This window comes from Ruegeria sp. I3 (assembly GCF_056532525.1).
Map to the genome: position 1 here is coordinate 23,643 of NZ_JBQFNI010000010.1, position 19,610 is coordinate 43,252.

The 19,610-nt window shown below is 51.1% G+C and carries 17 protein-coding genes and 1 pseudogene; 16 read left to right on the forward strand and 2 right to left on the reverse strand.

Annotated features, from left to right (window positions below; genetic code table 11):
* Positions 1-2: 2 nt before the first annotated feature.
* The 10 genes from ACR0L9_RS19070 (at position 3) to ACR0L9_RS19115 (ending at position 11,489) form a co-directional block, all read left to right on the forward strand.
* Positions 3-839, forward strand: a complete 837-nt coding sequence (locus ACR0L9_RS19070; protein WP_480896425.1) for a glycosyltransferase family 2 protein — start codon at positions 3-5, stop codon at positions 837-839.
* 8 nt (positions 840-847) lie between these two features.
* Complete coding sequence (locus tag ACR0L9_RS19075; RefSeq protein ID WP_480896427.1) at positions 848-1,822, forward strand: glycosyltransferase family 2 protein; 975 nt, start codon at positions 848-850, stop codon at positions 1,820-1,822.
* Positions 1,774-2,976: a glycosyltransferase family 4 protein gene (locus ACR0L9_RS19080; protein ID WP_480896428.1), complete on the forward strand. Its 1,203-nt coding sequence runs from the start codon at positions 1,774-1,776 to the stop codon at positions 2,974-2,976. The genes ACR0L9_RS19075 and ACR0L9_RS19080 overlap by 49 nt, the downstream gene beginning before the upstream one ends.
* Before the next feature lie 440 nt (positions 2,977-3,416).
* Entirely contained in the window at positions 3,417-5,207 is a 1,791-nt protein-coding gene (locus ACR0L9_RS19085; protein ID WP_480896429.1) for an ABC transporter ATP-binding protein, read from the forward strand.
* 669 nt (positions 5,208-5,876) lie between these two features.
* A complete protein-coding gene (locus ACR0L9_RS19090) occupies positions 5,877-6,905 on the forward strand; it encodes a phosphoenolpyruvate carboxykinase (ATP) (protein ID WP_480572099.1) in 1,029 nt (342 codons plus the stop codon).
* Positions 6,902-8,020, forward strand: a complete 1,119-nt coding sequence (locus ACR0L9_RS19095; protein ID WP_480896430.1) for a nucleotidyltransferase family protein — start codon at positions 6,902-6,904, stop codon at positions 8,018-8,020. The genes ACR0L9_RS19090 and ACR0L9_RS19095 overlap by 4 nt, the downstream gene beginning before the upstream one ends.
* 579 nt (positions 8,021-8,599) lie before the next feature.
* Positions 8,600-10,090 (forward strand): amino acid adenylation domain-containing protein, encoded by a 1,491-nt coding sequence (locus ACR0L9_RS19100; RefSeq protein WP_480896431.1) that lies wholly within the window; start codon positions 8,600-8,602, stop codon positions 10,088-10,090.
* The gene (locus ACR0L9_RS19105) at positions 10,087-10,335 is read left to right on the forward strand and encodes a hypothetical protein (protein ID WP_480896432.1); all 249 of its coding nucleotides are present in this window, start codon (positions 10,087-10,089) and stop codon (positions 10,333-10,335) included. The genes ACR0L9_RS19100 and ACR0L9_RS19105 overlap by 4 nt, the downstream gene beginning before the upstream one ends.
* 21 nt (positions 10,336-10,356) lie before the next feature.
* A complete protein-coding gene (locus ACR0L9_RS19110) occupies positions 10,357-10,929 on the forward strand; it encodes an acyltransferase (RefSeq protein ID WP_480896433.1) in 573 nt (190 codons plus the stop codon).
* Entirely contained in the window at positions 10,926-11,489 is a 564-nt protein-coding gene (locus ACR0L9_RS19115; RefSeq protein ID WP_480896434.1) for a serine acetyltransferase, read from the forward strand. Before ACR0L9_RS19110 ends, ACR0L9_RS19115 begins: the two co-directional genes overlap by 4 nt.
* 223 nt (positions 11,490-11,712) lie before the next feature.
* Here the strand turns inward: ACR0L9_RS19115 and ACR0L9_RS19120 are convergent, their stop codons facing one another.
* A complete protein-coding gene (locus tag ACR0L9_RS19120; RefSeq protein ID WP_480896435.1) occupies positions 11,713-12,741 on the reverse strand; it encodes a RepB family plasmid replication initiator protein in 1,029 nt (342 codons plus the stop codon).
* Positions 12,742-13,363: 622 nt separating this feature from the next.
* Here ACR0L9_RS19120 and ACR0L9_RS19125 point away from each other — a divergent pair.
* Both ACR0L9_RS19125 and ACR0L9_RS19130 read left to right on the forward strand, forming a co-directional pair.
* Positions 13,364-14,551, forward strand: a complete 1,188-nt coding sequence (locus ACR0L9_RS19125) for an AAA family ATPase (protein ID WP_480896436.1) — start codon at positions 13,364-13,366, stop codon at positions 14,549-14,551.
* Entirely contained in the window at positions 14,548-15,522 is a 975-nt protein-coding gene (locus ACR0L9_RS19130) for a ParB/RepB/Spo0J family partition protein (protein WP_480896437.1), read from the forward strand. Before ACR0L9_RS19125 ends, ACR0L9_RS19130 begins: the two co-directional genes overlap by 4 nt.
* Before the next feature lie 488 nt (positions 15,523-16,010).
* Here ACR0L9_RS19130 and ACR0L9_RS19135 read toward each other — a convergent pair whose 3' ends face one another.
* Entirely contained in the window at positions 16,011-17,087 is a 1,077-nt protein-coding gene (locus ACR0L9_RS19135) for a tyrosine-type recombinase/integrase (RefSeq protein ID WP_480896438.1), read from the reverse strand.
* 281 nt (positions 17,088-17,368) lie between these two features.
* On the opposite strand from ACR0L9_RS19135, the gene ACR0L9_RS19140 reads away from it, so the two are divergent.
* From ACR0L9_RS19140 to ACR0L9_RS19155, 4 genes and pseudogenes are all read left to right on the forward strand, one after another.
* Positions 17,369-17,803 (forward strand): NUDIX domain-containing protein, encoded by a 435-nt coding sequence (locus tag ACR0L9_RS19140; RefSeq protein WP_480572076.1) that lies wholly within the window; start codon positions 17,369-17,371, stop codon positions 17,801-17,803.
* Between the two features lie 324 nt (positions 17,804-18,127).
* Positions 18,128-18,514 (forward strand): VanZ family protein, encoded by a 387-nt coding sequence (locus ACR0L9_RS19145; RefSeq protein WP_480572073.1) that lies wholly within the window; start codon positions 18,128-18,130, stop codon positions 18,512-18,514.
* Between the two features lie 93 nt (positions 18,515-18,607).
* A complete protein-coding gene (locus ACR0L9_RS19150; protein ID WP_480896439.1) occupies positions 18,608-19,159 on the forward strand; it encodes an AAA family ATPase in 552 nt (183 codons plus the stop codon).
* 247 nt (positions 19,160-19,406) lie between these two features.
* Positions 19,407-19,565: pseudogene (locus tag ACR0L9_RS19155) on the forward strand (IS5/IS1182 family transposase); the annotation flags it as partial.
* Positions 19,566-19,610: the final 45 nt, after the last annotated feature.

The following is a 19,610-nucleotide window of genomic DNA, read 5'->3' on the forward strand; positions in this document are numbered from 1 at the left end:
ACATGTCACGCCCCAGTCTTGCAGCAGTCGCAATCTGCAAGAACGAAGAGAGAAATCTGCCTGGTTTGATCAATAACCTAGTAGAATGGGTGGACGAGATCGTGATTGTGGATGACGGCTCTACGGATCGCAGCCGTGAAATTGCCGAAGCTGCCGGCAAAAAGGTGGTTTTTGTGGAGCGCGCAATGTCACAGGAGCAAGGTTATGCTGGCCAACGCAACCTCGGGATAGAAACGGCGACATCTGACTGGCTATTGCATGTGGACTGCGATGAACGAGTTACCCCCGATCTCGCCGAAGAGGTCTGCGCTGCGATACAATCCACAGAGTACTTCGGCTTTCGTTATCGTCGACTGAATTACTTCCTGCATCGTCCAATGAGACACGGAGGTTGGGGGACTTGGAATCGACCACAACTCGCACGCCGCGGTCAACATAAGTTCCACGGTCGATTACATGAAAGCTGCGAAATTAGTGGGGGTGAAGCCAAGACCGGTCAGCTCTCTTCCTTCATGTTGCACCTGAACGAAGAGAGCTTTGAAGAACGTCTCACCAAAAGCGCACGCTATGTCAAAATGACAGCGCAAGGCTATACAGATGACGGTGCAAAAATTACTGGCGCGAGAATATTTTTGCGGACCATACGCGAGTTCATAAAAAAGTATCTGCTGCAAAGAGGGTTTTTGGATGGGACGCCCGGACTAATCGCCGCCCTGCATTCGGCGACCGCAGAGTTTCGCGCGCAAGCGTTGGTATGGGACAAACAGCACTCCATCCCGCGGGCCGAAATCGAAACCAGCGCGTCAAAACGCATCAATCCGAAGAACCGTTCATTGTGAGTGATTGAGTGCCGTATACGCTGAGCATATCTGCGGTGATACCGACCTATAACCGGGCGCATCTAATTACTGACGCCCTGGATAGCATTGTAACGCAGTCTCGCGCCGTAGTTGAAATTATCATCGTCGATGATGGCTCAACCGACAATACGGAAGCTGTCTTAAGGTCCTGGACTGCAAAAGCGGGGCAAGACATTCCAGTCGTTTATTTGCGGCAAGATAATGCGGGCGGGAATGTTGCGCGTAACTGTGGGATTGTGGAAGCAAAAGGCGATTTAATCGCATTCCTCGATAGTGATGATGTCTGGGCCATCGACAAACTGGAAAAGCAAATGGCCGTGATGGAAGCCGACCAAGACTTGGGCGCAGTTTACTGCGGTATCCGAGAAGTTGTCGTTGGATCAGATGCGCCCCCCGAGGTGCCTGTACGGCCCTATCCGCAAGGCGACGTGCTGGATGCTCTGCTGGTATCTGATGTGACTGCGCCCACGTCCTGCTATGTCGTGCGCCGGGAGGTGTTCGAAACGGCTGGCCTTTTCGATACCAGCCTGCAGGCACGCCAGGACTGGGACATGTGGATCCGAATTGCCAAAGACTTTAAAATCGGGGCTGTTCCCGAAGCTTTGACAGATTTACGCAGTCATGACGGGCCGCGCACCGTCTCCGACCCCACACGCGAACTCAAAGCCTACAAATCAATTTTGGAAAAATATTCATCCCTGCGCGCGACCAGACCGTTGCGCATCCGTCAGGCGGCCCTCGCCTCCTATTACAGGCGCGCTGGACGTGTGCATTATCATCATATGAACGCCCCCCTCCGAGCTATCGGATATCATCTGCGCTCTATTGCAACATGGCCGTTTGTGCCGGACAGTTACGCGGCGCTCTTGGGTATGTTCTTGCCCTCAGGTTTTCGAAAACGCCTGCATACCGCGTGGAATCGCGTTTTCGGCCGCACCGCTTTGTCGATCAAAAGTCACTAGGACCAACCGCTGTGTTAAATGTCGCCTATTTTTCGAACCAGTTTGCGGCGGCCCAAGGGCATGGCATTACTCGCTACGCACATGAGATGTACTGGGGGTTACGCAAGTGCGATGACCTTGCCATCCGGCCCGTGGCGGCTTGGTCCTCGCTGTCACCCGAAAAACTGTCTGCCCTGCGGGCGGATACAGGTCTTGAACTGGTCAGATTGGGGCGCAGACTGACACCGCTGGCCTGGCATTATCTCGATATGCCCACACTAGAGCGCTTGATTGGCGGGCCTGTGGATGTGGTCCATGCGGTCTCCCTGGGATACGCGATTGCCACGCGCAAACCTTACGTGGTGACGGTTCATGATTTGGGGCCGCTCACGCATCCTGAGTATTTCACCAACACCAAACCCTGGATTATGGAGCAAAGCCTGCGGCAAGCCGAAGCCCGTGCCGATGCGATTGTCTGTGTCTCGCAATCCACCGCAGATGAGGTGGAGAGCTATCTTGGTCGCAATGTGGTGGACCGCATTCGCGTGATCAGGGAAGGCGTCTCACCAGAGTTCTTCGGCCCGAGCGATATGACCTGTCTTGCCGGGTTGAACCTGCCGCCCGATGATATCCCGATCATTTTAACGGCGGGAAAGATCAGCCCCCGCAAGAACGTGCAGGGCGTCCTCCGTGCCCTAAAACTGGTGCAGGACAAGATCGACCACCATCTGGTTCTGGTCGGCGGCGCAGGGTGGGAAACCGAAGCTGTGCTCAAAGAGCTGGATGACAGCCGCCTGCTAAGCCGCACCCACCTGCTGGACTACGTCACCGACGCACAGCTTCTTGCTCTTTACAAACGGGCGTCGCTCTATATCCACCCGTCACTTTATGAGGGTTTTGGTCTGACGGTTTTAGAGGCTATGGCGTCAGGCGTGCCGGTGATCACATCAAATACCTCTTCCCTGCCAGAAGTGGCTGGAGATGCCGGTCTTCTGGTGAACCCGGGTAATGATGATGAGATTGCCCAAGCAATACACGCCATTTGCACGGATACCGCACTCAGAGGGAAGAAAATCAAACAGGGTATCGCACGCGCAGGACTGTTTTCTTGGAATGAATGCGCCCGAGAACTAAGACATGTGTATTCAGAATTGAGTCCATACAGTGCATTATAGTTATCGTCTGTTTGGGTTTCCCGTTTTGTCCGAATGCGAGGTTTTCGATAACTTGCGCGAGAAGATCGAAGGACTCGCAGCATTGGCCATCAATCCTAGGCTCTCGACCGAGCGGATGACAGACTACACCTATGTGTTTGACAAAAGAAAGATTATTGAGCACCGCGCTCACAACCAGTTGACTGCTGCCGCAGAGCGTTTATGCAGATTCGTTCGAGCCTCAGAGGTTAAACTATCTTGCAATGTCATAATTGCTGCACAGGAAACGCGCACTCAATGCGAGCCAGTTGCAGCACCAAATTGTGACTATATAAAATGTAGCGCAGATGATCAAAGGCTTGTATTCGACAACAGCTTGCCGCACCCAAAAAGCTCCGAAGTCAAATATGGAATTATAAAGTATAGCTCCAGAAGAAATTCTAACTTGTGTGTATAAAATCATGAACGTTGTTCAAAAATCACTCAAAATGATGGATCGCCGGGAAAAGCGGACAGGTTTTTTTCTTTTATGTCTAACGGTCTTAAAGGGATTGACCGATACCGCCGGGATTGCCTCAATCTTGCCATTCTTGGCTGTTTTAGGACAGCCTAGTTTAATTGAAACAAACCCATTTGCATTTAGAGTATACCAAGCCTTTGGTTTTACATCTGTTGACGATTTTCTCTTTGCGCTCGGCTTATTAGTTATTGTTGTTATTGCCTTGAGTGGTCTTCTAAAAGCGGTAACTGTCTATGCCACTTTAAGATGGATGGAAATGCGCGAATTCGGTTTAGCCCGCAAACTTCTGCAAACCTACCTCAGGCAGCCATATTCCTTTTTTCTAAGCCGGAACACATCTGAGATGGGGTCAGCCATTCTGGTGGAGGTGCGGAATGTCGTCAACGGGATTTATCGGCCCGCCATTAACCTGTTCGGTGCGGCAACCAACTTTGTATCGCTATTTGCACTCCTTCTCTGGGCCAATCCAGTGATTACAATTGTATCGGTTCTAGCCATCGGAGCAGCTTATTTCCTGTTCTTTACCTGCCTAAAAGGGTTAATAACTACTAAAGGCGAGATCATACTTGCAGCCAATCAGTCTCGGTTTCGTAGGATGTACGAAACATTTACGGGGATCAAACAGGTTAAGGTATCTAGCCTAGAAAACTTCACCTTTGCACTTTTTTCAAACCCTTCAAAGGAACTTGCACAGGCAAGAGCAATCAGTTCCACACTAAGCCAGGTTCCGAGATTTGTTCTGGAGGTTGTCGCATTCGGCGGCATCGTCCTACTAACCTTGGTCCTGTTTGAGCAAAATGATGGTTCAATTGAAAAAATCTTACCGTTGCTGGGTCTCTATGCCTTTGCGGGATACAGGTTACTCCCCGTCCTGCAGATCATGTATAGTTCATTTATTCAGCTTAGGTTGAGTATTCCTGCAATAGACAGTGTCTTCGAAGACGTTCAAAACATGGCCAGCTTAGCGCGGCTCCCAAGCGCACAAATTGAGCCAATGCGTCTTGAGACATCGATTAAACTTCAATCGGTTACGTACAGTTACCCCGAAACGGACTCAACAGGTCTGCGTAACATCGATTTAGAGATACACAAAGGACAAAGTATGGGCATTGTCGGCACGACTGGCGCGGGCAAGACGACGCTTGTCGATGTCTTGCTTGGGCTACTTGAAATTCAACAAGGTAGCATTCTCATCGACGAGATCAAGCTTGATCCTAGTAACGTGCGTAGTTGGCAAGCCAGTATTGGATACGTCCCTCAAGATATATTTTTGTCAGACGCGAGTGTCGCTGAAAACATAGCAATGGGAATCGACAAAGCTCATATTTCAACGGAGAAACTCGAGCGCGCGGCACGTGCAGCAAGGCTTTACGATTTTGTCATCAATGACCTCCCGCAAGGTTTCGAAACCACTGTCGGCGAACGGGGAGTACGCCTTTCAGGCGGGCAGAGACAACGCCTCGGAATAGCGAGGGCACTCTATAGCAATCCCCAGGTCATTATCTTTGACGAGGCGACCAGCGCTTTGGACAATACAACCGAACGTGAACTCATTTCGGAGATTTCTCAGATGAGCGGAGAGCAGACGATCATCATGATCGCGCACCGTCTCAGCACAATAAAGCACTGTGACCAAATCGTTATGCTCGACAAAGGCACGATTGTTGGGAAGGGAACATACGAAGAACTTATTGAAGAAAGTCCTGATTTCAGGGAGATGGCTCTACGATAGAAAACAAACCTTCATTTGTATGGGGCGTCTGGCGAAGATGTGTTTTGAGCTTACGTTTAAAGTTTAAACACACTGAATCATTCAACAATACGTGATTTCTGAGCAGATTGCTTCTTTGCAGTTGGTTTGGGAGGATTCTTGGCAGTTAAAATATGCTATGATGACGTGACTTAGGTTAATCTAGTTGGTAAACAACTATTAAGTGTGAATCAGAGTGTAGGTAAAGAGTGTGAAAAGTTTTAAAGAAGATGACATTGAAAACACAGAGCGCAGAGAAGTTCTTGCAGCGCTTGTGAAGTATTCCGCGGTCGTTGGGGGAGCATCGACAGTCGTTCTCTCAGCATCCGAAGCAGTTGCTAAGTCGGCAGCGAGCGGGACTGGTTACCACCCAGACGATGAAGACGATGAGAGAGTCCGCTGGAAGAAAAAAAAGCGGAGAAAAAAACGGAATAAACGCAGACGCGCTTATCGTCGAGCCAGGTTGTTCTGGGGCGATGATAAAAAGGAAAATCGCTAAGGTTGCTTGAGTTGGGCAGGTCGTTGGCTAGATTCGACGCTATCCAATGTGCGTCAAGAAAGCTGCAAACCGTCCCGATTGGGCAATCATTTGTGCTCCACTCGGCTTCGAGCGGCTGTATTGTTGTAACTAATGCTCTAGGCGTTGCAGTGTTGGAACAAGTCAAGTCCGCAGGCGGTGCATCCTACATTGTGAACCAATTGACGGATGTCGTTGAAGTCAGTTCTGCTGACAAACAAGCATATATAAAAGTCGTTTTTGAAATTATTGACACTTGGCGAGCTGCCGGACTCTTTGAAGCGAAACCGGCACCATTTCCCCACCCCGCGAAAGAAAGTCCGGATGTTGTCGCGAAACGCATTAGCTTCAGTGGTCCTGGGGGTCACTTTGTTGTCGAATTGGACAGCGAAATTTTATCCGGTGAATTGAAGCAGATTTTAGCCTGTTGTGATCCAAAGCAGTCCAACGCTCCTGCATCAGAAGTATTTCGATGTGTCACTGATGCACAGGGTGGTTTCGCCTTGAGCCTAAATGGTATTCCAATATGGAGCAGAACCGACCGGGATGAAGCGCGATTCCTTTTGTTGAAGGAAGCGGCACAGGTTCTTTTCACCCCTACCGAAGTGGGCGCGGTACTACATGGTGCAGCTGTCTTAGATTCGAACGGCCGCGCCATGCTTTTCATTGCAGAAAGCGGATCTGGAAAATCCACTCTCAGCCAGGGGCTCATTGCCCAAGGGTTTGGGTTTCTGGCCGACGACCACATTCCTCTTTCGGCTGATGGACAATCGGTGTTTTCCTTTCCAACGGCAGCTGCAGTCAAATCGGGGGCTATGTGTCTACCGGAGATCGAACAATTAGTAGCGCTGCATGGTGAACCCAAAAGTGCACGAGAAAATGTTACGTACTTGTCCCTGCCCGCCGGAGCATCTTTGGGCTCCAAAGTGGATATTGGCGCGGTTATAGTGCCGGAATATGCTGAGAACGGGGCGTTTGAACTTCAATCAATGTCACCTGAAGAAGCCTTTTCAGCTTGCATAGTTTCTGGTGCGCGCGCCTGTCGCCGCGACCCTCAAATCCGACCACTTGCATCCCTTTGTAATGCGGTTCCGTTCTACAAATTACGGTATTCTTCATCGAAGCAATCTATTCCAGCTTGCATGGATATCGTAGCGACATGACCCGCGCCGAAGCACGCTTGTCAGACGCACATCGAGCCGTTCTACTCCTTGCAAAAGCCTATGTTTCGGATGTCGTGCCTCACGAGTTGCCAGTTTTACTGCGCGCAACGCAACCCGAGAATCTAGTGAGAATTGCCCAAGGCAATCATCTGCATGCATTGGTCGGGAAAGTACTTATCGAAGTGGCCGAATTGCGTGAGGCGGTACCAAGGGATTTATACCTATATTTTAAAACCATGTACGAGGCTAACCGGTCGAGATTGTCACTGGCGAGAAGGCAACTTGAACAGATCGACATTGCGTTTGCACGGGCAAAGATTCCATGTGTCGTCATGAAAGGTGGCGGGGATTTACTAGACCCTTTGCACCAGGATCCGGGCATTCGTTTCATAGGAGACCTAGATCTCCTTGTCCCTCGTGAACTTACAGAGACTGCAAAAGCGGCTCTTTACGAAATTGGTGCGACTACGGTACCTTTCGCGCTGTCTCGATCAAACGACAACATCAACCAGCGTGGTGTTGCACACCCCCAGCATCACTTACCTAAGATTTTGCATTCCGATTGGGAACTACCGGTGGAGCTTCATTTTGAAGTTGGCCGAAACCCGATGGCTCAGATTCTGCCGGCCGAAAAAGTGTTGTCCCGCGCCAATGTGACGACATGTGGCAATCTTATGATTATGTCACCCCAAGATCGCGCCTGCCACTTGATTGCACATGCCCATCACCATTCTGGTGAGCTTGATTTGCGTTCATGGTTGGATTGGACGGAATTGCGCAACAGATGCGATCCCATAGCTGTGCAAGCGCGCCTCAAAAAATATGGTTTGACGAGTATTTTTACTGTCTTTGAGGATATGTTTGAATCTCTGAAGTCCCCGGGTGATGGGGAGCTATTACGTTTTAAAAACCCTTCTTCCGTTTCTGCAATCGACAGATTTGGTGGCACGCGCAGTCGTAAGATACACTATGTTTCTCGTTTTTTTGTGTCCAAAGTAAAGGCTCTTTCGAGATCACCCGAATATCGCAGGTACATATTCTCTCGCCTGTTCAACCTATCATGGTGGCATGGCACCTGTAAAAATCACTGGGCAAAAATAAGAAACCAGAGATGAGTGCGCATATCTATCGCCGAACGCTGTTCGTTGCGACGACTGATTGGCCAGTCCGACTATCAGATAGTCTACATCGGTCTTACTCAGAAATTTCAAAGGTTTGGAGGAGCGAGAGATCAAGGTCATCGATCCTTGGGAAGGCTTAGCCGACTGCACGTCCAATAGAATGTCGGTACTACAATCTATATTATCCCGCAAAGAAAGCGTAGATATAGACGGGTAGTGCGGGGTAACTGTCTGACGTCAGTACCAATGGGACAGCTTAGGTCAATTTGATAAGAGAGGATTTCTGGCACATCGTAACCACCAAGGAGTGGAGATGAGACAAAAACCCGGAACCAAGCAGAGCTATAGCGAGAAGGTTGTCAAAGATGTTCGCCGTTTTCCCAAACAGAGCAGCAGATCACTTCAGCGGGAGAGAATCTGTGTCGTAGCGATCAGTACCAATGCGAATACGCCGCTCGACCAAGAACCCTTGGTTTGATTCAAGAGTCGGGCGCGGCCCCAAGTTGTACATTGCTTTCGCAATACAGTTAATGCAACATTTTCCATACCAAATGTTTTAGAGTACTGATTGAAATGATTGATCCTTTTGACCGATTTTGTGCCTGCTGTGCCCAATTTCCACACCGGCCTGCGGTCATAGTCGGCGATTCAGTGACCAACTACGCAGAACTGATGGAACGGGTGCGATCCATTGCGTCCGGCCTTCGACAGCATGCGCCAGCGCTACGTATAGCTATTTATTTGCCCCGTTCGGTTGATGCTTATGCAGCAATGTTTGCGACCCTAGCGATAGGTGGATTTTATGCTCCGCTCAATACTGAGGCGCCAAGTGCACGCAACGGGCTGATCTTAGAAGCTTTTTCTCCTGACATAATTCTGACAACACGTGCCTTTGCCAACAGCGTTGCAGCCATTGCCGGGTCGGCTAAGGTTCTGATTGCTGAGGATTTGATCACTGCCATTCCCTTTGAACCACAATCTGGTGAGTTGGCCTATGTCATCTTCACCTCCGGTTCGACCGGAACTCCTAAAGGCGTGAAGATCTCTCGCACCGCTTTGGCCCATTATCTAAATTGGGTTGCTCGTGCCTTCGACATCAACGAAGGGGATCGCTGGTCACAGCACCCAAACATTGGGTTTGATCTCAGCGTGCTTGACATTTACGGTTCCTTGACCCTAGGCGCAGCGCTCTGCCCGGTGACCAGCGAGCATCAGGCCTTGATGCCCGCGCGTTTCGCCCGAAATACGGGGATTACCATCTGGAACTCAGTGCCAAGCGTCATTGATCTGATGATCAAGGCTCGTCAGCTTACGCCACAGAACTTTGCCACCGTGAGGATGATTACTTTCTGTGGTGAACCTTTGCTGAGCCGTCACGTCGAAGCGCTTTACAATGCTCGACCGGACATTGTGATCCAGAACACCTATGGTCCGACAGAAGCGACTGTGTCTTGCTCGGAAATCCGGCTCTCTCCGGATATGGCCTATGAAGGTACTATCGCGATTGGCGAGCCCGTTAAGGGCACGTCTTTTCTGTTTGCCCAAGGTGACCACATTGCCCGTGTCGGTGATGGGCTTAATGACGGTGAGTTGTTAATTTCAGGTCCGCAGTTAGCCGATGGCTATTGGAACGATCCTGAAAAGACTGCTGAAGCCTTTCGAAGCGTTGTGTTGAACGGATCGCCACTGCGCGTCTACCGCACGGGAGACTACGCCGAGTTGCATGATGGTCGTTTATTGTTCCGCGGACGAATTGATGACCAAGTCAAAATACGTGGCTATCGTCTCGAATTGGATGAAGTCGATGCTGTAGCTTCGCGTTTGGGTCTTAGCATCACCTGCACTGTCAAACTAGGCGATGTATTGCACACGTTTGTTGAAACTGACGCGCCGTTGGTAGAGGCGGAAATCCTTGCTGATCTGGCAAAGGAGCTACCTGATTACGCCGTGCCTGCACGACTCCACGCTATTTCTAGTTTGCCACGCAATGCCAATGACAAGATTGATCGTCGCGCGCTGGAAGCTCTCGTGTGTGACACACAAGCTGGAAAGACCAAACCATGACCACAAGTACCGAAACCGTCGAGCGCCTCATTGAAATCGCCCTGAACATACGCGGGACTGAACCCTCCGAAGCTATCAACGCGAACACTCCACTGACAAACATTCTGGATTCCTTTGCATTTTTTGATTTTCTATTGCATGTCGAAGAAACATTCGGGGTCGAGATTGACACCGAGACCATTCCAGATGGCGAACCGTTGACTGCCAGCACCTTTGCCGGTCTGGTGGCGGCGCAGCAGGGCTAGCGTTAGACGGGAGGCTGCCGCATGGCTTGGTTCGATTTCATGACTCCACCGGAATTGCGCGAACAGGGGCTGGGCTCTGTGGGGCGGCGAGTTCTCGTTCGCAAGACCGTACGTTTTATCAACCCCAAGGCGATCCACATCGGAGACAACGTAATGATCGACGATTTCGCCTTACTTCACGCCGGTGAGCCAATCGTCCTTGAAGGTAATAATCAGATCGGGGCACATTGTGGTCTGTTCGGCCGTTTTGGAGTAACAATGCGCCGCTATGCTACCTTGGCACCGTATGTCAGCCTGTTTTCGGAGAGCGATGATTATTCCGGTGCTTCGATGACCAACCCGACAGTGCCAGAAGATTTCAAACCCGGCTTGATCACCAGATCGGTAGAAATAGGAGAGCACGCGATTATCGGGGCCCAGTCGGTTTTGCTGCCTGGCGCATTTCTCGAAACCGGGGTCGCTGTTGGCGCGCGCAGCGTCGTCAAGGATCGGCTGTCAGAATGGGGTATCTACGGCGGCCAACCTGCGCGCTTCCTCAAGAAACGCAGCCAAGAGTTGCTGGATCTCGCGGCGCTTTATGAGAGCAAGCCATGAACGAACACCCGCACAATGAGACGCAAGATATTCGCCGCAAACCCGACCGCATACGTAACCGCGCTGACTATGAACGCTTTCTCAAAGCAGATCTCGCGGCGCGTGGCATGGAACGTCTGCCGCGTATGTACTGGTACCGTAATCCGATGATACATTATATGGTTCTGCTGCGTCGGTGTGAATATCTTCATGCCACCGCCCGTACGCCCTGGGCCCAAGCCTGGTACAAATTCCTCTCGATCCACCGCCGGCGCGCAGGAGCACGGCTTGGAATAACTTTGACGATTAACACCTGCGGCCCTGGGCTATACATCGCGCATTGGGGATCCGTAGTCATCAGTTCAAAGGCGCAGATCGGAGCCAATGCTAGAATCCATGCTGCCGTGGCCATAACCCGCAGTCCTGTGATAGGCGACAATGTTTACTTTGGTCCTGGCAGTGTGGTGACAGGTGATATTTTTATCGGCGACAATGTCCAGATCGGGGCCAACGCTGTAGTAGCTCGCGATATCCCGGCAGGGGCCACGGCAATGGGCAATCCGGCACGCGTACTCAAATAAGCGAGCCCTGATCAGTTTACCAATGCTGGAAACGACATCATAAAGTGACCCACTTACCGGCTGATGCCAGTAGTATAACATTTGGAATCTAGTTCCAGATACTACAGGAAGACATCGTTGGTTACATTTCCCGAAACCATCAAGAAATAGCCTCGCAACCAAGATCTGCGGCCCCAGTAGCGCTTGTGCAATCTCCGCCATTTGCTCCCGACCGACAGGAACTCTAAATCGGATTGGCTTCCGCGAACCTGCGAATATACGCGAGAAATGCACGGTCGGGGTCGTTGGGTGGATCCATTCCTGCTGACCAGTCACGCCATTGGCCTTCAATGTAGTAGATGTCATACCCTGGATGGCGTAGACGAGCGGTCTCGTAAGTTTCAGTCTTTAAGGCGTCACCTCTTTTTTCTAGCCAGGCCGGGCGTGGCTTGATGCTTGGAGCAACCGATACTTGAGCATTTTCTTCATGCCTTTGAGCCCTAACCTTACGTCCAACGGACGAAAACTTTAGGGCACGTTCTGCGGCCCCCTGCCCTTCTCCGTCCTTCTTCCACCATCGCAATTCGACGTGAGTCACACGGCGCCCGGTCTTTATTGGATCAATCGCCACCATGTAATCCGACAGCGCATTAACTTCAGCAATGGCCGGTTCGATCGCACGGAGCTTCAGGTTGCTCCAGTTGGTTAGCTTACCCTTTGGTACACCTAGAATGCCGCGTAGATCATCGACAGAAAACTTCTCAGACGAGCGCCAGCGCAGATTGCCGCGTTTCTGCACAATCTCATATAAGGTCAGTGCATATTTGGAGCTCAGCGCGAACATGATCTCGCGCTGTAAACGAGCAAAAACTGCTGAATTTGAAATAATTTTGCGCAACCGTGCCGGGATCTCGTATTCAACTAGCCCGTCGTTTCGCACTGTTTCCACGTTACCACCCAACAACTGAACCCGCTCGATCGCAGGTTCGCCATCCCATACGACCTCCACTTTCACAATCGCGGACATCAGCCGCTCAATCGACTCCCCTACCCTGTCGTTCGAGTTATGCGACCCACGCAGCATGGATTTCTGGATCACATGGCTGACAGGCTTGTCGATCGCATCCCAAGCGTTTTCCAAAAGCTGATTGTAGATTCGCCGGTCATTCAAAGTCAGCGGTGTAACCTCAACCACATCCACCAACTCGCCAGGCTTGATCAGGCTCTCCGAGTTTGGCCGTGCGTCTAAAGTACGATATGATTTTTTTGACACGCTCTGCCCAACATATAATTCTTACTTTTGTATGGTTTATAATGTAAGCATAGCCATCACCAGTGCCTCGGTCCAGCACCCAATCTGTAATTTTTTAAATCAGAATCGAGCGAGACTAGATTCAGCGGAATCCCACTAACCCTAATAAAACAAAGGTTTTTCGATTCACCTCTTCCATCCCCAAAAGTAGGAATTAGGTTCATCCCGAAATGTAAGTTTTAGCCATCCGAAACGTAAGGCAAAGCATTCCAATTCGTAAGAGTTTACGCCCGATATGTAAGAGCGTAGTCTTACAAAATATTATTTTTATTACATAATTGCCTATATGAACATTGAATCCATGAATACTGAACAAGATTGATTTTTATTTTTGGACTAAAGGGGGATTGGTACCTGCGGCATCACCGAACATCAAATGCATCCGCATTGCACATTCTATGCTTGAACGGAGCTACCAATGACTTTCGATTGACCTCAAATTCCACTACTATAGCCGTTACCTTCGTTTTTCCCGTTTTTTCTACAACAAGTCTGAAAAACCGCACTTGAGCCGATTCACCAATCCGGGCATGCTTCACGAAAGGCAGATTTCTACAGGACAAAGCCCATGACCACCTCACCCTTGCCCATCGTTGGGCTGGAAGAGATAGAGCAACTAACCGATCGTGCCAGTACCGTGATGGAGCGATTGCGTGACAGGGTATTTTCCCCCGACACAGGAAAAACGCTAAACTTAAACTTCAATGTTCGTTCCGCCGCCGAAATGGTAGGTCGATCAGAGAAGTTGATCCGTGATGCTGAAGCGGACGGCCGTTTGCCTGAACCCGAAAAAGATCCGGTCACTGGAAGAAGGACCGGGTACTCGCTGTCTGACGTAAATCGGATGCGAGAAGTGTTTGGTACCTTACCTCACCGCGCAACAGACGATCCGACACTGGTTTTGTCAATTCAGTCATTCAAGGGTGGCGTTGGGAAATCGACTGTAACAACCCACCTTGCCCAATTCCTCGCGCTCAAAGGCTATAGAGTTTGCGTTATCGATTGCGACAGCCAAGCTTCAACGACCTCGATCTTCGGCCTTAATCCTGACATTGACGTGGATGAGACTGAAGATACGCTTTACCCATTCTTTCAGCATGGTGGTCCGCAGACACTTCACTATGCTTTACGCGCTACGTATTGGCCTGGCATTGCGCTCATCCCTGCAAACCTCGGTCTCTATGACGCTGAGTATGAATTCGCAGCTCGAATGGCCAGGGATCAAGTTTTCGTGTTGGACCGTTTGCGAGATGGGATCAGCACCATAGCCGATCAATTCGACGTAATCCTTCTGGACCCGCCGCCTGCGCTAGGAATGATTTCTCTTTCAGTGCTTCGAGCAGCGAACGCGATGGTGATCCCTGCCCCGCCGAATAATATCGACTTTGGATCCACTGCCCATTTTCTCAAGATGATGGGCGCAACGTTGAACGAACTGGCTCAACATGGCGGAGCTCGTGATTATTCATTCGTCAAAATTCTCGCCACCAAGATGAACGACAACAAATCTGCCCATGCAGCCATCAAACGGATGATGGACGCGGTGTTTCCACAAGACATGTTGGCCAGTGTTCTAAAGGACAGTGCCGAAATTGATAACGCTACGGCTAACTTAGGTACGGTGTACGAGATTACCGGGCCTGCAGCACGCACAGAAACCCACAAACGCTGCCGGGCATACCTGGACGCGGTGGGGCGCGAGGTTGAGGTTTTGATGCGCAAAACCTGGCCCAGCCACCATGCAGCATTGCGCAAGGAGGGAGTGTTATGAGCAAGAAACATGACGCAATTTTCGATGACGTACTAAGCGGACTCGATAGTGGCGCTGCCCCCAAAGCAGAACGCGCTGGCGCTCGATTTCTAAACCGCTCTAACAGGGTTGCGGAACGGTTGTCGGGAGATATCGAGGAAAAGTCCCTGAGGTGGGTCGATCCTGGAGAGTGCCGTATGTGGGAGCGACATAACCGTGCGTATGACCTGCTGTCGGAGGACAACTGTCGAGATCTGATCGACGGAATCCGCAGTCAGGGTCGGCAAGAGTTTCCGGCTATCGTGCGCAAGACAGGCGATTCAAATCAGCCATATGAAGTAATCTGCGGTGCAAGGCGACATTTTGCAATTAGCTGGCTGCGCGCCAATAACTACCCACAGTTTCGCTACTTGGTAGATGTTCGGGAGTTGACTGATGAGGAAGCTTTCAGACTGGGCGACATCGAGAACCGTGATAGAGAAGATATCTCTGACTATGAGCGCGCTCGTGACTATGCAGACGCTGTAGCTCGCTACTACGGTGGAAAGCAAAAAGCGATGGCCGCACGGCTGGAAGTCAGTGAAGCTTGGCTTTCACGTTACCTTCAATTAGCCAAACTGCCGAACGAGATCGTTGCGGCATTCCCTTCGATCCGAGAAATCAAAGAACTGCACGCTCGTACGTTGAAGCCGTTTCTGGGTCGGCCCGAAGATCTTGAGAAGCTGTTGGAAACAGCACATCAGATGGCGACGGATGGGGTCAATCGTGACGGCGCGCAGGTTATGAATGTGTTCAAGGCAGCGCTGAGACCTCCTGCTGCGGCAACAGCGAACTCGGTGATCCTTCAATCGTCACCCGAAAAGTCTGCGATGACATACAAGCGCAAAGGTAAAAAGATCGTGTTGGAGTTTCCGATTGACGCGAGCAAAGATGATCTGCACGAAGCCTTTGCGATCTTTGTAGACAGGCATTTTGCCACAAATCGAGACTGATCTACTTTAGCGACATGGGAAATTGCCAATTGGCAATTTCCTCACGACGTCAACCGTTCCAAAAAATTGCCAATTGGCAATTTTGGCAACCTCTTCACTCAAACAACGTTTTAAGCACTCGCAGGAGCTGCATCTTTGCCAGTGCCATCGAACCAATTACTTCGGCCGTTGGAGAGACTTTCATCCGCGACAAGTTCAATGGCTGAAGGTTGGATTTCGACCTGCGTAGCTTGATTGGGAGCCAGATGAGCAGCCACGCTAATAAAGTAAATCCTACTTGTACTCAGTCGAATTTTTGCCAGCGGCCCTTCGAATCCAGACCTGTTAGTAGGAGTAGGGTGGTCTCAATTTGCCCGCATGGTTAGTTGAGAGCATGGGCAGATGGGTGGATCATGCCGCAATACTGCGTCATCTAAACTCAAGCGATACTGAATAATTTATATGGGCCTTCCGCATTCTCACGGCACCGGTTGCTTCTTGGCAAACAGCTACCCCAACAAATCCGTTGCCGGGTTTTCTGCGATGTCAACGTCGTCATAGTATTTCTGTGCCTGCGCCATGGAGCGATGCAGAGATAAGCGCATGGCGGCCTGGATCGGGGCGCCATCGAGAGCGGCTTGCGTCAGAAACCCGGACCGCAGCCCGTGGGGCGAGGCAAACCCCTCGGGCAGGTTCGCCAGTTTCAACCGACGCTTTACAATCTGCGCAATGGCATCCGGGCTGAGGCGGCGTTTCAGCACCCGGTCCGCCTTAGAGATCGGGCGGAAGAGGGGGCCATCGCTGATCCCGCCCACCTCGATCCAATGCACCAAGGCTTGCGCGGCGCGGCCCTTGAGCACCAAGCGCGGGGTTTCGCCCTTGCTCGTGGTCTTAGTCTCCAGCAGCGAGAGCCAGACCAGGCCTTCTTTTTCAAACGCCTTCAGGCTGACATCCTCGCGCATCAACCCGGAGAGTTCCGACCGCCGTCGGCCACCCGAGGCCCAGCCCAGCATCAGGATCGCCCGGTCACGGCAATCCCGCCGGGACCCCCGACAGGTGGTCAGCAACTGTTCCAGCACGTCCCGGGTGATCGGGTGCTGCGATTTTGGCGCAGTGGGCCGGGCTGCAGCCCGGCGCGCCTTGGCACGGGCCTGCTTCACCTGCGGTGCACCGAAAGGACTGGTCAGGTTCTTCATTCGATGAAAGGCAAGCCAGGAGGCGATGCGCCTGTCCAGCGTCGATGGGGCCGGGCAGGCGAGGGACTTGCGCAGTCCCTGAGCAATCAGCGCTTCTGCGGTTTCACGCGCCACATCCGTTTCTGGTGCGTCATTCAGGTCGCGGGCGTGATCGAGAATGAAGGCGAGGGCGGTGGCCTCAGATTCCGGCCAGTCCAGTGTCGCTGCAAACCGCGCGGACTTCCAGGCGGTGACATAAAGCAGATCCCGTTCATATGCCCGCAGCGTGTTTTCCGGTGTGCCGCGCACATAAAGATCAGTGAGCGCCTCCTGATCAGCGGCGGAGAGGGCAGGGGCGGCGGCGGAGAGGGCAGGGGCGGCGGCGGGGAGGTATGGGGCAGGGGGCTTCATATACCCACTCTGCGCGCATTTCTCGGCAAAATCAATCAAACATGATAAGGGGTACTTATCACGTTTGATTAAGAATTGATGATGTGACTAAAGTAAAGCTCGAAAAGAAACTTTTTTGCGCATAAAAAGGGAAGGGGCCTGTAAACGCTAACAAGCACCTGCAAATGAGCTCAGGTCCAAAAAGTGTTGTGGGACAGTTTATGGATAGTGTGCATTTTTGATGGCGGTAGGTTTGAGCGGTGGCGCTATGGCAACCGGAAATGTGAGAAGAGTGAGCGAAAATGAGTGTAGCTAAGGCGACTGATTTGCAGGGAGCCAAGATAGCCGTCATCTGTAACAACGCGGTTGTGGCCTACCTGAGAGATGATTTGGACCACATTCCTAATCCAAATCAATGGGACCTACCAGGTGGCGTGCGTGAAAATGATGAAACCGCACTGGAATGCGCATTGCGCGAAACAAAGGAGGAATTTGGTATCTGTTTGTCAAAGAGCCCGATTATTTACGAAGCGACATACGTCGCAGAAGCCGCGAGTTTTCTTCCCAGTCGCGAAGTTGCTCTATTCGCAAGCATTGTGTCGGAAGACGTTATTTCGAAGATTAGGTTTGGTGAAGAGGGGCAGTATTGGCGGATGATGTCAATCCACGAATTTGTCATTCGCACCGACACTGTCCCTGAGTTGCAAGCCGCGTTTCGGGTTTTCTGCGAAGGTTGATGGGTGAATGCACACAATTTCTGCGGAAGAATATGACCTCATCTGTTCAAAGAGGTCGAACACAAACAGTCAGCCAGGTCCAAGAGGTAGTAAAATTTGCAATCTCTATCGCAGAGTGCTCGGCTTTTGTTGTCGCAACCAGTGTATCTTCTGCAAATTTTAAACTAGTTCGAAGTCTGAAAATCGCTCCCCTTACTGGTGCTTTTGTTGGCACTTGAACACTTGGTTGAAATTCAACTTGCGCGATGAGCAGAATGGAAGAAAACCAAGAATTGATTCAGGGCACTTTGGGTCGAAACGTTTTATGGACAGGCAAGTTACTTGATGACATCTAGGTCGATTTTCCAATCTTGGCCGACACCGCTCGGCATCGCAGCTAGTTTCGCTATTCTTATTATTATTTCGATTGCAAGTCTTTGGCCATCCGGTGATGTGGTTGATCCGGGTAGCGCAAACAATACTACACATGTAGTAGACAAAATCATGCATTTAGTCGCATACGCGGTGACGATTTTACCATTGGTGGTAGTTAAGCAAAATGTAGGTTTAAGCATTGCGTTGGTAGCTCTAGTTTGGAGCGGCGTAATCGAGCTGTTGCAACCATTTGTAGGGCGATCAGCCAGTACAATCGATTTGTTGTTTAATGCTTTTGGTATAGTCTTGGGTTTAACGGCGGTGAGGCTTCTTAAACTTGCTTTTAAGAACAACTAATCCAATCAAAGCGCGTGATAATCGGAAAGCGGGAGCCCAGTTGTGGCACACCGCTGTGCGGCGTGGCTTTCGGGCGCAGACCCGGAGACCAAATTGAAAATCTATGCGGCCGTAAACTCCAAGGGCGGGGTGGGGAAATCTTCCATGCTCATCGCCTTTGCTTTCGCTTTGCACCATCAGGGCAAACGTGTCCGCATCCTTGATCAGGATTCACAAGGAACACTCTCGGAATGGTTGAATCCGAACAACGGGCTGGAGCCGATCCCTACCGATGAGCTTCTAATCGAGGCCGGGCAATTTGCCGAGGAAGATGCGGAGAATGACAAACTCGCTTATGCCCACATTCTTGAAGCAGAAAAGGCGGGGGGCTTTGACTACCTGCTGATCGACACCAAAGGCGAACCCAGTATGACGGCCGCGATGGCGATGGCTGTTGCCGACATGGTGCTGTGCCCGTCTGATGGATCGTCGGCAGAATACAATCTTATCACAGTGACCTTCAGGATTTATGAAGCTGCGTTGAAGCAAATCGGCAGCAAAGCCGATCCGCATGACAAGTTCCAGATCGTCTTCACCCGACAATCCATCGCGCAGTCAGCCGGTATTCAAAAAGGTAAGCTGGCGCTACAAAAGCGGTTTCGCTGAGTTAGAGATACAGCAGGTAGAGACCTAATCGATCAGGTCGAATGCGCGCCGCATAGCGGGTCGTTTTAGGAAGGCATCTCTACACGAATTACGGTCGACCTAGCCGCCGAGTACCACAAAGAGTAGACGCTATGATTGACGCGACCTATCCAAAGGCACACCATACTGCGACTGATATGGCCGCAAAAAGGGGGCCACCAGATTCGGTAGAGCCAAGGGCAGCTATTTAATCTGTTTGTCAACGCCGGTCAAATATGACAAGCGCAGATATAAGTGGCGAAACCGCACCGAGATCGTGTTTGCTGGTCGGCTCAAGGATTGCGCGCGCGTAGCGACCCGATGTGACCGTTGCCCCGAGGTATTCCTCTCTGCAATCTCCCTAGCAACCGTCAGTTATTGGCTATAGATTCTTACTCTAGGCCACTTGTCGTGTTTTTTTGGTTGCGCTTTC